The sequence below is a fragment of the Kocuria sp. SM24M-10 genome (assembly GCF_001027955.1).
Classification (GTDB): domain Bacteria; phylum Actinomycetota; class Actinomycetes; order Actinomycetales; family Micrococcaceae; genus Kocuria; species Kocuria oceani.
On sequence record NZ_LDNX01000132.1, the window covers coordinates 57,112 to 71,269 of the forward strand.

The 14,158-nt window shown below is 74.6% G+C and carries 13 protein-coding genes; 8 read left to right on the forward strand and 5 right to left on the reverse strand.

From position 1 onward, the window contains the following. Window positions 1-25: 25 nt before the first annotated feature. A complete protein-coding gene (locus ABL57_RS16040) occupies window positions 26-1,105 on the reverse strand; it encodes a glutathione S-transferase family protein (protein WP_047804476.1) in 1,080 nt (359 codons plus the stop codon). A gap of 184 nt (window positions 1,106-1,289) precedes the next feature. On the opposite strand from ABL57_RS16040, the gene ABL57_RS16045 reads away from it, so the two are divergent. Further along, window positions 1,290-1,967: a hypothetical protein gene (locus ABL57_RS16045; RefSeq protein ID WP_047804477.1), complete on the forward strand. Its 678-nt coding sequence runs from the start codon at window positions 1,290-1,292 to the stop codon at window positions 1,965-1,967. A 59-nt stretch (window positions 1,968-2,026) separates the two neighbouring features. Beyond that, complete coding sequence (locus ABL57_RS16050; protein WP_047804478.1) at window positions 2,027-2,509, forward strand: MarR family winged helix-turn-helix transcriptional regulator; 483 nt, start codon at window positions 2,027-2,029, stop codon at window positions 2,507-2,509. Window positions 2,510-2,914: 405 nt separating this feature from the next. Here the strand turns inward: ABL57_RS16050 and ABL57_RS16055 are convergent, their stop codons facing one another. Then, window positions 2,915-3,802: a LysR substrate-binding domain-containing protein gene (locus ABL57_RS16055; RefSeq protein ID WP_047804479.1), complete on the reverse strand. Its 888-nt coding sequence runs from the start codon at window positions 3,800-3,802 to the stop codon at window positions 2,915-2,917. Between the two features lie 178 nt (window positions 3,803-3,980). Here ABL57_RS16055 and ABL57_RS16060 point away from each other — a divergent pair, with 178 nt between their 5' ends. Then, window positions 3,981-4,595, forward strand: a complete 615-nt coding sequence (locus tag ABL57_RS16060) for a flavin reductase family protein (RefSeq protein WP_047804480.1) — start codon at window positions 3,981-3,983, stop codon at window positions 4,593-4,595. Between the two features lie 10 nt (window positions 4,596-4,605). On the opposite strand, the gene ABL57_RS16065 is transcribed toward ABL57_RS16060, so the two are convergent. Continuing rightward, window positions 4,606-6,312, reverse strand: coding sequence for a long-chain-fatty-acid--CoA ligase (locus tag ABL57_RS16065; RefSeq protein ID WP_047804481.1), 1,707 nt, complete (start codon window positions 6,310-6,312; stop codon window positions 4,606-4,608). A 74-nt stretch (window positions 6,313-6,386) separates the two neighbouring features. Between ABL57_RS16065 and ABL57_RS20885 the strand changes: the two genes are divergently transcribed. The 5 genes from ABL57_RS20885 (at window position 6,387) to ABL57_RS23425 (ending at window position 11,500) form a co-directional block, all read left to right on the forward strand. Then, window positions 6,387-7,409: a hypothetical protein gene (locus tag ABL57_RS20885; RefSeq protein ID WP_152683428.1), complete on the forward strand. Its 1,023-nt coding sequence runs from the start codon at window positions 6,387-6,389 to the stop codon at window positions 7,407-7,409. A gap of 136 nt (window positions 7,410-7,545) precedes the next feature. Then, complete coding sequence (locus ABL57_RS16075) at window positions 7,546-8,262, forward strand: LuxR C-terminal-related transcriptional regulator (RefSeq protein WP_047804482.1); 717 nt, start codon at window positions 7,546-7,548, stop codon at window positions 8,260-8,262. Between the two features lie 33 nt (window positions 8,263-8,295). Next, entirely contained in the window at window positions 8,296-9,591 is a 1,296-nt protein-coding gene (locus ABL57_RS16080) for a sensor histidine kinase (protein ID WP_053005047.1), read from the forward strand. Beyond that, complete coding sequence (locus tag ABL57_RS16085) at window positions 9,588-10,598, forward strand: hypothetical protein (RefSeq protein WP_053005049.1); 1,011 nt, start codon at window positions 9,588-9,590, stop codon at window positions 10,596-10,598. Before ABL57_RS16080 ends, ABL57_RS16085 begins: the two co-directional genes overlap by 4 nt. Before the next feature lie 128 nt (window positions 10,599-10,726). Then, window positions 10,727-11,500, forward strand: coding sequence for a DNA-3-methyladenine glycosylase I (locus ABL57_RS23425; protein ID WP_053005051.1), 774 nt, complete (start codon window positions 10,727-10,729; stop codon window positions 11,498-11,500). On the opposite strand, the gene ABL57_RS16095 is transcribed toward ABL57_RS23425, so the two are convergent. Next, a complete protein-coding gene (locus tag ABL57_RS16095) occupies window positions 11,466-12,695 on the reverse strand; it encodes an aminotransferase class I/II-fold pyridoxal phosphate-dependent enzyme (RefSeq protein ID WP_047804483.1) in 1,230 nt (409 codons plus the stop codon). The two genes, ABL57_RS23425 and ABL57_RS16095, sit on opposite strands and share 35 nt — an antisense overlap. A 503-nt stretch (window positions 12,696-13,198) precedes the next feature. Further along, on the reverse strand, window positions 13,199-14,158 hold a 960-nt coding region (locus tag ABL57_RS16100; protein WP_238986093.1), incomplete at its 5' end, for a dihydrolipoamide acetyltransferase family protein.

The following is a 14,158-nucleotide window of genomic DNA, read 5'->3' on the forward strand; positions in this document are numbered from 1 at the left end:
GCGGCGCGCCGCGGCGGGGCGCCGCTCAGACGGCCAGCGGGGTGTGACGTCGGTCAACCCGCTCCTCGGGCCGGACGGGGCCCGGCGCCGTCCCCTCCCCGAAGGGCGAGCCGCCGAGGGCCTCCCGGCCGTGCGCGGAGACCCAGTTCCGCAGGTCGGGCCCGACCGGCACGATCTGGGACGGGTTGATGTCCTCGTGGACGATGTAGTAGTGCTCCTTGACCTGCTGGAAGTCCACGGTATCCCCGAAGCCGGGGGTCTGGAAGAGGTCCCGGGCGTAGCCCCACAGGTGCGGCATCTCGGTGAGCTTGTTCCGCGAGCACTTGAAGTGGGAGTGGTAGACCGGGTCGAAGCGCACGAGGGTGGTGAACAGCCGCACGTCGGCCTCGGTGATGTGCTCGCCCATGAGGTAGCGGCGGGTGGCGAGGCGCTCCTCGAGCCAGTCCAGCGCCGCCCACAGCCGCTCGTAGGCCTTCTCGTAGGCCTGCTGGGAGCCCGCGAAGCCACATCGGTACACGCCGTTGTTGACCTCGGTGTAGACGCGCCGCATGACCTGCCGCATCTCGTCCTCGAGCCCGGCCGGCCAGAGGTCCGGGGCGCCCTCCCGGTGGAAGGCGGTCCACTCCTTGGCGAGGTCCTCGGTGAGCTGGGCGAAGTCGTTGGTCACCACCTTCCCGCTCGCGACCTCCACGACAGCCGGCACGGTGATGCCCCGCGGGTAGTCCGGGTAGCGGGCGAGATACGCCTCCTGGAGCCGCTCGATGCCCAGGACGGGGTCCCGGCCGTCCGGGTCGAGGTCGAAGGTCCAGGACCGGGCGTCGTGCACCGGACCGGGCAGTCCGACCGGGAGGGCGTCCTCCAGCCCCAGCAGACGGCGCACGATCAGGGTGCGGTTGGCCCAGGGGCAGGCCCGGGCGGCGACGAGCCGGTAGCGCCCGGCCTCCACCGGCCAGGCCCGGGCCCCCTCGCTCAGCCGGGCGTGCTCCGGGTCGCGCACGATCCCGTCCTCGATGTAGGTGGTGTCCCGGGTGAACTCCTCCCCCGGGTGCACGTAGGCGCCGGCGGTGCTGTGCTCGTCGGACTGGCGGGTGCTGCGTGGGGACATGCTGGCTCCTCGGGGCTGCGCTGCCGGACGGTGGGTCACCGGCGGGCCGGTGAGGGAGCGGCCACTGGGCCGCCCCCGGTTTTGATGATACGTCAATGATGTGCTCGGGTACCAGCCCCGGTTCCGTCGGGGGTGAGGTCTACAGTAGAGCCGTCCAGCACCCCTCCACCACGGGACCCCGCCCATGAGCAGCCACGGCCACGAGCCCGAGTACGGGCAGCGCATCCCTCACCGGGACCTCCCGGCGCCCGCACCGGCGCCGCGGCCCTCCCCGGCCTCACCGCGGGCGACCCGCCGGATGGCCCGCGGCCTCTCGTTCACGCTGATCATGCTGGGCGTCCTGCTGGGTGCCGGGCTCGCCGCACAGGAGGTGGTCTGGGGCTGGGTCGTCGGCGCGCTGCTGGCCGCGCCCGGGGCCGCCGGGTTCGTCGCCGTCCAGGCCCAGCTGCACCCTGCTCTGCGGGACCCCGCGGTGCCGCCGCTGCGGAGCCGCTCGAGGTGGTGGCTGGTCCCCGCAGCCCTGCTGCTGCTCGGCCTGCTCCCCCTCGCCGGGGCGTTCGCGGTGGGGCCCGCCCTCGAGGGCACCGCACGCGCCGACCTGGTCGACGAGTACGTCAGCGTGCTGGTCGTCGCCGGCATGACACTGGTGGTCTCGGCAGCCCTGGGCTTCGGACTGGTCGCCATGGCGACGTTCACCCGTCCCGACGACGACGACTCCCCGCTGCGCCCCACCGGCTACGCCGAGCGCCTGCGGCGGACCGACCCCCGGGAGCACTACGACTCGGACTGGATACGGCGCGGCCGAGGACCCCGGCACGGCCCCGACGGCGGCCCCTCACCCGGCGGACCGCCCCGCGTTTGACTTTAGTTGACGCGTCAATATAAGCTGGGGGGTCCTGCCCCGCACGAGAGGATCCCCGCATGAACACCCCGGAGCCCGCCGAGGTCAACTGGCTGACCGCCGAGGAGCAGTGCGCCTGGCGGAGCTTCCTCGCACTGAGCCGTGGCATGCAGACCGCGATCGACCGCCAGCTGTCCCGGGACAGCGCGCTGTCCGGCTCGGAGTACGAGGTCCTCGTGCCGCTCTCCGAGAGCGGCACCGGGGTGATCCGGTCCCGGGACCTCATGCACACGCTCGGCTGGGAGCGCAGCCGGCTGTCCCACCTGCTCTCGCGGATGGCCCGCCGCGGCCTGCTCGAGCGCCTGCCGTGCGACAGCGACGCCCGGGGCCTCGACGTGCGGATCACCCCGGAGGGCCGCCGCGCCATCGAGGCCGCCGCCCCCGGCCACCTCGAGATGGTGCGCGCGGCGTTCGTCGACCACCTGACCCAGGAGGAGATGGACACCCTGCGCCGGGTCTCGGGCAAGGTCATCCCCCGGCTCGAGGAGCTGGGACTGTGCTGACGCCGGCCGTCTGACCCGCTCGGGTCCCTCCCGGGCGGACCCGTGCGGGCGGGGGCGCCCGGACGCGGCGAGGACAAGGGACAGGCCCTGCCGCATGGGGGGATCGGCAGGGCCTGTCGGGCATCCCTATCGGGGGGAACGGGACGCCGGTCATCGGCAGGAACCATCCGGGCGCCGATGGGGGGATCGCGCCCGGGCCATCGCCGACGACAGATTCACTTTAGACTGAGTGATCTGCATGGGCAAGCCACCTCCGGGGCGCGTCCGGAATACAGACCGGGTGCCGCGAGGGCGTCCTCCCGGTTGCCGCTGCGCCCCGGTTCCCGGCGCCGGTCGGGGCGGAGGAGCCGTGCCGGGCGACGGCCGACGGGTCAGCGACGGCCGGCCGACGCGGCGACGGGCGGCCTACGGGTCGGCCACGGGCCCGAGGTCGGCGACGAGGTCGAGGAAGCGGTGCAGCAGCGCGGACCGGTCCTCGCGCCGCCACGCGACGGCCAGCTCGAGCTCCGGGGCGTGCTCGATCCCGCGGTACTCGACGCCCGCCAGCTGCACGGCACGCGCTCCGGCGGGCACCACGGCCACGCCGCCGCCGGCGGCCACGAAGGACAGCAGCGCGGACGTCCCGCTCGCCACGCGGACGATCCGGGGCTGGAACCCGGCCTGGCGGCAGAGGTCCGCGCCGGCCCGGTAGAGCACGGAGTCCGGCGGGCAGGCCACGAAGTCCTGGTCCTGCAGCTCGTGCACGGCCACAGGGCCGTCCTCGTCCAGCGCACCGCCGGAGGGCACCGCGACCACGAGCGGTTCGCGGGCGACGACCCGGTGCTCGAGCTCCGGGGAGGCCACCGGGGGGCGAAGCAGCGCGGCGTCCAGCGTGTGCCCGCGGAGCCCCTCCTCCATGGCGGGGGTCAGCATCTCCCCGTGCAGCGCCAGGGAGAGCCCCGGCAGCACCTGCGCGGCCCGCCGCACCAGGCCGGGCATCGTCCCGTAGGTGGCGGAGCCGCAGAAGCCGACCCGCAGCACCCCCGTGGTGCCCTGGCCCACCTGGTGGACGTCGGCCTCGAGGGCCTCGAGCTCCCCGACGATCCGGCGGCCCCGGTCGAGCAGCACCTGACCGGCGGCGGTGAGGTCCACCCGGCGGGTGGTGCGGTCCAGGAGGCGCACCCCGAGCTGCTCCTCGAGCTGACGGATCTGCTGGGACAGTGGCGGCTGGGCCATGTGCAGGCGCTTGGCGGCCCGGCCGAAGTGCCGCTCCTCGGCCACGGCGATGAAGTAGTTGAGCTGCCGGAGCTCCATCGTGGACGGCCGTCCTTCCGCTCGTTCCGCGGGATCGTCGTCGACCCCGGGCACCTGTTCCCCCGCAGACTACCCGGGGAGGACGCCGCGGTGACAGCGCCCGGGGCCACGTCCGGCTCGCCGGTCCCGGCTCGGCGGTGTCCGTGACCGGGGCGAGCCGGGGTGGTGGAATGGGCGCATGCGCACCGACATCCCCGCCGACCGGCATGGCTCCTTCGCCCGGGCGGTCAAGTCCCTGGTCGTCCCCCGCCCCATCGCGTGGATCAGCTCGCGGTCCGCGGCCGGTGTGGACAACCTCGCCCCGCACTCGTTCTTCACGGTGGCCTCCAGCACGCCCACGATCGTCCAGTTCGTCTCGGTCGGGGAGAAGGACAGCCTCCGCAACATCCGGCAGACCGGGGAGTTCGTGGTGAACTTCGCGTCCGCGGAGCTGTTCGAGCAGATCAACGCCACGGGCACCGACTACCCCCCGGAGGTCAGCGAGTTCGACGCCGTCGGGCTCACCCGCGAGCCGTCCCTGACCGTGGGCGTGCCCCGGGTGGCGGAGTCCCCCGCGGCCATCGAGTGCCGGCTGCACGCGGAGCCGATGCCGATCGGCGACTGCTTCCTCGTCTTCGGCGCGGTCACGCACGTGGCCGTGGACGAGACGGCCCTGGACGGGCGGGGTCCGCTCGTCCAGGCCCTGCAGCCGATCGCCCGGCTCGGGCGCGACGAGTGGGGAGAGCTCGGCCGGATCCGCTCGATCCGGCGCGTGCCCTACCGTGAGGCCGAACCGGAGGCCGACCTGCCCTGAGCGCCCGGCCTCAGAGCCGCACGCCCGTGCGCTCCAGCTGCCGGCGGACCTCCCGGCGCTGGACCTTGCCGAGCATCGTGCGCGGGAGCTCGTCGACGGCCACGATCCGCCGGGGCACCTTGTAACGGGTGACCTCGGCGTAGCAGTGCTCGCGCAGGGCGCCCTCGTCGAGCTCGCGGCCCGGCGCCAGGACCACGGCCGCCACGACGACCTCGGTGCCGCGCGGGTCGGTGAGCCCCACGACGGCGGCGTCCTCGACGTCCTCGTGCCGGCGCAGCGCGTTCTCCACCTCGGTGGGGGCCACGTTGAACCCGCCGGTGATGACGACCTCCTTGAGCCGGTCGACCACGCGCAGGAAGCCGGCGTCGTCGACCGTGACGATGTCCCCGGTGCGCAGCCAGCCGTCCGTGCTCAGGGCCCGGGCCGTCTCGTCGGGACGCCTCCAGTACCCCTGGAAGACCTGCGGTCCCCGCACCCACAGCTCGCCCTCGTGGCCGCGGGGGACGTCCTCGAGGGTCTCCGGGTCGACGAGCCGGATGTCGGTGGAGGGGAAGGGGACGCCGATGGACCCGGCGCGGCGGGAGTCGTTGAGCGGGTTGCACGCCACGAGCGGGGAGCACTCGGTGAGCCCGTAGCCCTCGATCAGGATGCCGCCCGTGGCCTGCTCCCACCGCTCCACGAGCGGGACGGGCAGGCTCATGGCCCCGGAGACGGCCACCGAGATGCCCCGCAGGTCGGTGCGCTGCTCCTGCGCGGCGTCGAGCAGCTTCTCGTAGACCGGCGGCACGGCGGGCAGCACGGTGGGCCGGGAGCGCTTCATCGCCCCGAGGACGAGGTCGGTGCGGACGGTCGGGAACAGCACGAGCTCGGCGCCCAGGGACATCGCGAAGGTCACCCCCAGGGTCAGGCCGAAGGCGTGGAAGAGGGGCAGCACGCCGTGCACCACCTCGTGCTCGGTGGAGCCGAGCCAGTGCCGGCCCATGAGGGCGTTGGACTCGAGGTTGCGGTGGGTGAGCATCGCCCCCTTGGGCAGTCCGGTCGTGCCGGAGGTGTACTGCAGCAGGGCGAGGTCGTGGGCGGTGGGCCGCGGGTGGTCCACGGCGATCGGGTCCGCGGCCAGCAGCTCGCGCCACCGCATCGTGCCCGGGGCCGGCCCGGTGAGCTGGGCGCGCGAGGCCCGGGCCGCGGGCAGCGGCAGGCGCAGGGCCATCCGCTGCGCGAGAGGCATGGCCGCGGTGATGTCCACGGCCACGACCGTGTCCACCGGCAGGTCGGGGCCGAGGGACCGGACCCGCTCGGCCGCACGGTCCCACACGATCGCCACGCGCGCGCCGTGGTCCTCGAACTGGTGGCGCAGCTCGTGCGCGGTGTAGAGGGGGTTGTGCTCCACGACGACGGCTCCGAGGCGCAGCACGGCGTAGAACGCCACGATGTGCTGCGGGCAGTTCGGCAGCACGAGCGCCACCCGGTCCCCGTGCCGCACGCCGAGCCGGCGCAGGCCCTCGGCCGCGCGCTCGACCTGCCGCCCGAGGTCGGCGTAGCTGGTCCGGGCCCCGAAGAACTCGAGCGCGGTCTTCCGGCCGTGCCGGGCCACCGACCGCTCGAGCATGTGCGCGAGCGAGGTCTCCGGCAGGTCCAGGTCCGCGGGGACCCCGGGGTCGTAGCTGGCGGTCCAGGGGCGGGCACGCAGGAAGTCGCGGGCGGATTCGGCAGGCATGGCCCGTACCCTACTCGGCGGTCGCCGCGGGCTCCCAGTCCCGCCGGGGGCGCCCGCCCGTAGACTTCGATGACATGACTCCCTCCTCGACACCCGGCTCGCCCTCCGCCGACGACCCGATGCCCTGGTCGGACACCGGCCCGCACGACGCCGGCGACGACGCCACGCGCCCGCTGCCGCCGGTCAGCCGGTTCCCCGCGACCGGCTCCTCCGGCCACGGCGCCGCCCCGCAGGACCGGGCGCCGGACGCCGGGTCCGGGTCAGAGTCCGGGAGCGAGGACGAGGACTGGTCGTGGTACGACGACGACACCCAGCACACCCGGCCGCTGCCGGCGGTGAGCGCCCAGCGCCCGGTGCCGGAGGACCCGCCGCGGGCGCCCGAGCTGGGTCCCCGCACCGATCCGACGCCCGCGGTGGGCACCGGCGGGGCCGCGCACCCGTTCCCCGGCGGCACCGCCGGGGAGCAGCCGCCCTCCGGACACCTCTCCCCCGGCTATCCGCCCTCCGGGTACCCGGCCCCCGGTGCCGGCCCGGTGCCGGCCGACCCCGCGACCCGCTACGCCCGGCAGCGGGAGGAGTTCGGCGGCCTGCAGCTCGTCCCCGGCTTCTTCGGCTGGCTCAGCGCCCTCGCCGTGACCTGGCTGCTGCTGGCGCCGGCGGGGCTGGCCGCGGCGGCCCTGGGCTTCCGGGTCGACAGCGGCATGGGCGGGGTCGTCGACGACCTGGCCGCCGGCTCCGCGGCGGCCTGGACCGGGGCGGCGGTGCTCGGCGTCGTCGAGCTCCTCGCCTTCCTCGCCGGCGGGTACGCCGCCGGCCGGATGGCCCGCTTCTCGGGCGCCCGGCAGGGCGTGTCCGTGTGGCTGTGGTCCCTGTTCGGCCGGTCCGTGGCGACCGTGGCCGGGCTGCTGTGGGCGGACACCGTGGGCCTGGCGCCGGTCGGCGTCTCGGCGCAGGCGCTCATCGGCGACCTGCTCGTCCCGGGCCTGCTCGCCGTGGCCGCCGTCCTGCTCGTCGATCTGCTCGGGGCGGTGCTCGGCGGGATGTGGGGCATCCGCTACCACCGCCGGGTCGACCGCTGGGGGGACACGGGGAGGTAACGTTCGCACCCGGAGCCGTGTCGGGTTCGCTTCCCCCGGGACGAAGGGGGACAATCGGAGCACCTCGGTGAGATCCGTCACCCCCACGCAGAAATCTGCGGACCGGCCCACCGAGCAGCACCCGGAGGAAACACCCATGCCGTCCACCCTTGTCGCCGTCGTCGATGACCACGAGGTCGTCCGGGAGGGCGTCCGCCTCGTCTCCATGACCTCCCAGGCGGACGTGAAGCTCGTCGGATCGGCCTCCAGCGTGCCGGACCTGCTCGACCAGCTGGGCCGGGACCCCGAGAACCCGGCCCTGACCGCCCAGGGCGCGAAGCGGATCGAGTGCGAGGTCGTGCTCCTGGACCTCTCCCTGAACGACCTGTCGCGACCCGCCGCCAACGTGGAGCTGCTCCGGGCCGCGGGCATGAAGGTGCTGATCTTCAGCATCGGCGAGAACGCCGCGCTGATCCGCGAGGCGCTGCGGGCGGGGGCACTGGGACTCGTGCGCAAGTCGGACCCGCTCGAGCACGCCATCGAGGAGGCCCGCAACATCGCCGAGGGCAAGCCGGTGATCACCAAGGAGCTGGCCGCCGCGATCGACGGCGACGTCGAGTTCTCCCGGGCGAGCCTCTCCCCGCGCGAGCAGGAGACCCTGCGGCTCTACGCCTCCGGCTTCGCCCAGGTCCAGGTGGCCCGCCGGATGGGGATCAAGCAGAGCGCCGTGAAGACCAACATCGACCGGATCCGCGAGAAGTACGCGCGCGTCGGCCGCCCGGCCCCCACCAAGATCGACCTGCGCATCCGGGCGATCGAGGACGGTCTCGTGGAGCCGACCGCGGACATCACCACGGCGGAGAAGCACCTGTGAGCCGCCCCCGGCGCCGCTGAGGACCGCCGCTCCGTGAGCCACGTCGCGCCCCGGTCCCCGCTCGCCTACCGGAAGGTCCCGGCCCGGCGGCGCCGCACCAGCCTGCTGGTGCCGGCCTCGCCGCAGGAGCTGGGGATGAACTCCTACCGGCTCCTCCTGCTCGCCAACATCTGCCACGGCCTCGTGGCCGTCGCACTGTTCCTGGAGTCCCTCACCATCCTGGAGGACCAGCTGCGCTCCTTCGGGCGGTGGCACCTGGTCTTCCTGGTCGCGCTGCTGCTCAACGGGTCCGTGCTGCTCCTGCAGTCGGCCCGGCAGCGGGTCCGCACGTGGCCGATCATCGTGGCGCCGGTGCTGGTGGCGCTCGCCGTCGTCACGCTGCCGCTGGCCTGGACGGGCCAGGCACCGCCGCAGGACCCGTGGGTGGAACCGTTCATCCTGCTCGCGGCCTGCGCCACCGTGGTCGTGTGGAGCCTCGAGCTGGCCGTGGCCTACCTGACGTCCGTGACGGTCCTCTACGTCCTCGTCATGGTGCGGACCGCGGCCGTCCCGGACATCATGGACGTGCTCTTCGACGCCACGAGCCGGATCGCGTTCGGCGTGGTGCTCGTGGTGCTGATCAGCTTCGTCCTCCGGGGCGGGAGGAACGCGGACCAGGTCTACGCGGACGCGATCGCCCAGGAGCTGCAGCTCACCCGCTCCCGCTCCCAGGCCGAGGAGCAGGAGCGGCTGGACCGCCTGATCCACGACAACGTCATGGCGGCCCTGCTCGACGCCGGCCGCGCCACGGGCCCGGTCCAGCGCCGCACCCGGGAGCTCGCCCAGCGCGCCCTCGACGTCCTCGTCTTCGAGGAGCGCCGCGCCCAGGGCAAGGACACCACGATGGTGCACACGCTGCTGGACGACCTGCTGGAGTCCCTGTCCCCGTGGCGCAACCGGGTGCGCTTCAACAGCATCACGCCCTACATCCGGCCGCCCGGCGAACCGCGGCCCCTCATCCCCGTGGAGACGGCGCAGGCGCTGGTCCAGGCCATCACCGAGGCCGTCTCCAACAGCGCCCGGCACTCCGGCACCGACATCACGTTCGTGACCATGGACGGGGGGGCGTGCCCGCCCACCGCGATCAACCCGGAGGGCTTCTACCTGCGCTTCCAGGTGGTCGACCGGGGCCGGGGCTTCCAGCCGCGCAGCGTCGACTCCCGGCGGCTCGGGGTCCGCGTGTCCATCCTGGGCAGCGTGCGGCAGGTGGGCGGCGAGGTCGAGGTCGACTCCGCACCCGGGCGGGGCACCAGGGTGACGATCCTCTGGCCGCGGGACGCCCGCCCGTGATCTCCCGCGCCTTCTTCCACCCGCTGACCCTGGTGGCCGCCGCGGTCTTCTTCCTGATCCCCGTGGTGCTCGGCATCCTGCAGACCCAGAGCATGGACAAGCCGGAGCTGATGCAGGCCGCGCTCGTGACCTACGTGATCGCCGTGGCGCTGGTCGTCTACCCGTACGGGCGGCGGCTGCCGGACCTGCCCACCGCTCTGGCCGTGCTGCTCATGCTGGTCTCGATCCAGCGCTCCTACGACGCCCTGGACCCGCGGGCCGAGCTGTTCGGCGGGCAGTGGTTCACCCTCGGCTTCGACGGCTTCATCGTGGCCCTGGGCATCCGTCGCCGCGGCGGCTGGGGGTGGGTCACGCTGGTCATCGCCGTGGCCATCTCCATGACGTGGGGCGCCCGCTCCGCGACCGGGCTGTGGGACGCCGCGCTGAGCAACGCGGCGACCGCGGCGCTGCTGCTCGCCAGCCAGCTGATCGCCCGCGAGTACGACCGCGCCTCCATCGCCTTCGCGGAGGCCCGGGACATGGTGATCTCCGCCCGCTCCCACGACGAGGCCGAGAAGGACACCGTCAACGCCTCCGTCCAGCGGGTGCACGAGGTGCGCCGGCTGGCGGGAGGACTGCTCGAGCGCATCGCGCACGACCCCTCCCCGGTCTCCGACTACGAGATCGAGCAGTTCCGGCTCACGGAGGCGCAGCTGCGGGACTCCATCCGGGGCCGCTCCGTGGCGACCCCCTACCTGCTCGAGGTCACCCGGGCGGCGCGGGCGCGCGGCGTGCAGGTGGACATCCTGGACGAGCGGGGCAAGCCCCTGCCCACCGCCGTGCTGCGGTCCGCGACGCGCCGGTCCATGGAGGTGCTCAACGCCGCGACGTCCGGGTCGGTGACGATCCGTGCCTTCCCCGAGGGGGACCCCACCGCCGTGTTCATCGTCCACGACGGCAACGCGGGGGACGAGGAGCCCGTGGCCATCGAGATCGCCGACGTGACCGGAGAGGTCTCCCGCTTCTGAGCCGGCCCGCCGCGGGCACCGTGCCGGTTCCACTGCACCGGCCCGCCGGCTCGGGCGGACCGGCACGGACCGTCCACAACCGGGTGCCCGCCGGTCGGGACCGGCGCGGCCGCTCCTACGGTGGGCGCATGGACACCGTCTCCGCCGGGCACGGCCCCGGCCGCACCGCCGATCTCCCCGACCCCGACGGCCCCGCGCGCACCGCCGCTCCTCCTCACGACGCCGGCCGTGCCCGCACCGCTGATCCGCCGCGCACCACCGGCTCCCACGACAGCCCCGACCGTGCCCGCAGCGCCGGCTCCCACGCCGACGACGCCTTCCGGGCCGTGCTCTGCGGGGACGGCCTGCGCCGCTGCCCCTGGGCGCCCACGGGCCCGGCCGCCCTCGAGGAGCACGACCACCGCTGGGGAGCCCCGCCCGTGGACTCCCCCGGCTGGTTCGAGGCGCTCAGCCTCGAGATCTTCCAGGCGGGCCTGGCCCGGTGGAGCATCGCCCAGCGGCGGGACGGTCTCCGCCGGGCGTTCCGCGGCTTCGTCGCCGGGGACGTGGCGGAGCTGACGGAGGACGCCGTCGACGAGCTCCTGCTCGACCCGGCGATCATCCGCAACCGCGTCAAGATCGAGGCGGTGGTGCACAACGCGCGGGCGTGCGCGGGGCTCGCTCCGGCGGACTGGGCGGAGCTGGCCGGCGAGCCGCCGGCGGGCGCGCAGCCGCCCGGGACCGTGCTGGAGCTGACCCGCCGGTCCCCGGAGGCGGAGCGGCTCGCCGCCCGGCTCAAGGATCTCGGCCTGGTCTTCGTGGGCCGCACGACCGCCCACGGGTTCCTGCTGCGCACCGGGGTGCTCCCCGGTCACCTCGCGCAGTGCTTCAGGACCGGGCCTGGAACCGCAGGATCCGGGTGACGGCCTCCTCGACCTGGGCGGGTCCCGCCGCGAAGGACAGCCGGACGGTGCGGTGACCGCGCGCGGCGTCGAAGTCCAGTCCCGGCACGACCGCCACGGCCTCCGCCTCGAGCAGGCGGCGGCACCACTCCAGGGAGCTGCCGTGGCGCTCGAGCTGCTCGCCGAGGTCCGCGTAGAGGTAGAACGCCCCGTCCGCCGGAGCGCTCTCGCCCCAGCCGAGAGCGGGCAGGGCCTCCAGGAGCAGGCTCCGGGAGCGGGCGAACTGCTCCACCGCCCGGTCGGCCTCGGCATAGGCCTCCTCCGAGAACGCCTCCACGGCGGCGTACTGGGCGGCGGCCGGCGGGCAGAGGCTGAGGTTGCCCGCGAGCGCGTCGACCGGAGCCACGAGGTCCCGGGGCAGCAGGGCCCAGCCCAGCCGCCACCCGGTCATCCCCCAGTACTTGGAGAAGGAGGAGATGACCACGGCGTCGGGGTCGTGCTCCCACGCGCTGGTGCCGCGGTACGGCGCCCCGTTCCGCGGGCCGCTCCCCGCGGGGGCGGCGTGCACGATGCCGTGGTAGATCTCGTCGCTGATCAGCCGTGTCCCGTGCTCGGCGCACCATCGCGCCAGCGCCGCCAGCTCGCCGGGCTCGAGCACGGTGCCGGTCGGGTTGGCGGGACCTGCCACGACCAGGCCGTGCAGCGGGCCGTGCGCGGCGACCGCGGCGTCGAGCATCGCGGGGGTGGGCTGGAAGCGCGTCGCCGCACCGCAGTCGAGCTCGACGACCTCCGCGCCCAGCGCGGCCAGGGTGTTGCGGTAGGCCGGGTAGCCCGGGCGGCAGACGGCGACCCGGTCCCCCACGTCGAAGGCCGCGAGGAAGGTCAGGACCAGCGCTCCCGAGGCGCCCGTGGTGGCGGCCACCTGCTCCGGCGCGACGTCCAGGCCGTACCACCGGGCGTAGTGCCCGGCCACGGCGCGGCGCAGCGGCTCGATGCCCAGGGCGGGGGTGTAGCCGAGTCCCTCGTTGCGGGCGTGCACGCGGGCGGCCTCGCGGGCGACGGCCTGCGGGGCGCCGCCGGAGGGTTCACCGGCGCAGAGCGAGACGACGTCCCGGCCGGCGGCGCGCAGCCGTTCGACGTCGGCGAGGATCTCCATCACCCGGAACGGCGGGACCGTGGAGCGTGCGGACGGGCGGGGCGGCGGGTGCGGCAGCATGGCCCCAGCCTACGGTCGCGGCCGGCGTCCGGGCCGGGTGCGGCCCGGGGACGACCTCCCGTCCGTGCGGCCGCCGGCGATCGGGCCGGGCGCACATCGGGGGACAGACTTTCGTCCAGGCCGGTGGCCATAATGGACGCAGTCCTGGATCCCCGAGGACCGCGCTGAGGCGGTCGTCCGGGGCGTGGACCAGGTCGCCGGTGGCAGCACCGGGGGCCGATCGGGCAGGTCGCCACCGCGGCCGGCGTCGCACGAGTGATCCGTCGTGAATGAGATGTGTGATTGTGTCTGGGGGGATTTCAATCACGGGTCCACGAGCGCTGCGGCACCGCGCGGTCGGCGGCGACCACCTCGTTCCGCGTCCGCGTGACGCCGGGCACCCGCCCGGCGGGGAGAGCCGCAGACGTGGAGGCGCTCGTCGACGACGCAGCACACGGCCCCGCACCGACCGGTGCGGGGCCGTTGCCGTGCCGGCCGGCCCGGGGCTTCAGCGGCCCCGGAGCTCAGTCCAGCAGCAGCGCGGGCTCCTCGAGGATCCGGGCGACGTCCGCGGTGAAGCGGGCGGCGAGGTCGCCGTCGACCACCCGGTGGTCGAAGGAGCCGCCCAGCGTGGTGACCCAGCGGGGCACCACGGCGCCGTCCATCACCCAGGGCTTCTGCTTGATGCTGCCGAAGGCCACGATGGCGACCTCTCCCGGGTTGATGATCGGCGTGCCGGTGTCCAGGCCGAGGGCGCCGATGTTGGTGATGGTCAGGGTCCCGTTCTGCATGTCCGCGGGCTGGGTGCGCCCGGCCCGGGCGGTGCGCGAGAGCTCGTCGAGCGCCACGGCCAGCTCACGCAGGGACAGGTCCTGGGCGTCCTTGATGTTCGGGACCATGAGCCCGCGCGGCGTCGCGGCGGCGATGCCCAGGTTCACGAAGTGCTTGACGAGGATCTCCTCGTCCGTCCACGTGGCGTTGACCTGCGGATTGCGCGCCACGGCCCAGATGACGGCCTTGGCCAGCACCAGGAGGGGTGTGACCTTGACCCCCTCGTAGTCCGGGGCGGTCTTGAGCCGCTGGACGAACTCCATGGTGCGCGTGGCGTCGAGCTCCACGAACACCGAGGCGTGCGGGGCGCTGAACGCGCTGCGCACCATGTTCTGCGCGGTGGCCTTGCGCACGCCCTTGACGGGGATCCGATCGACCCGCTCCTCGGGGGCGGGCGGGCGGCGCCGGGTCGCGGCCTCGCCGAGCCGGGCGACGTGGGCGAGGAGGTCCTGCTTGGTGATCTGCCCGGCGGCGCCGGTCGCCGGGACCTCGGCGAGGTCGACGCCCAGGTCGCGGGCGGCCTTGCGGACGGGCGGCTTCGCCAGCGCGGGACGGCGCGGGACGGCGGCCGGAACCGCGCCGGCCGGGACCGCGCCCGTCGGCACCGAGCCAGCCGGCACCGCATCGGCTCGGACCGCGTCGGCCCGGACTGC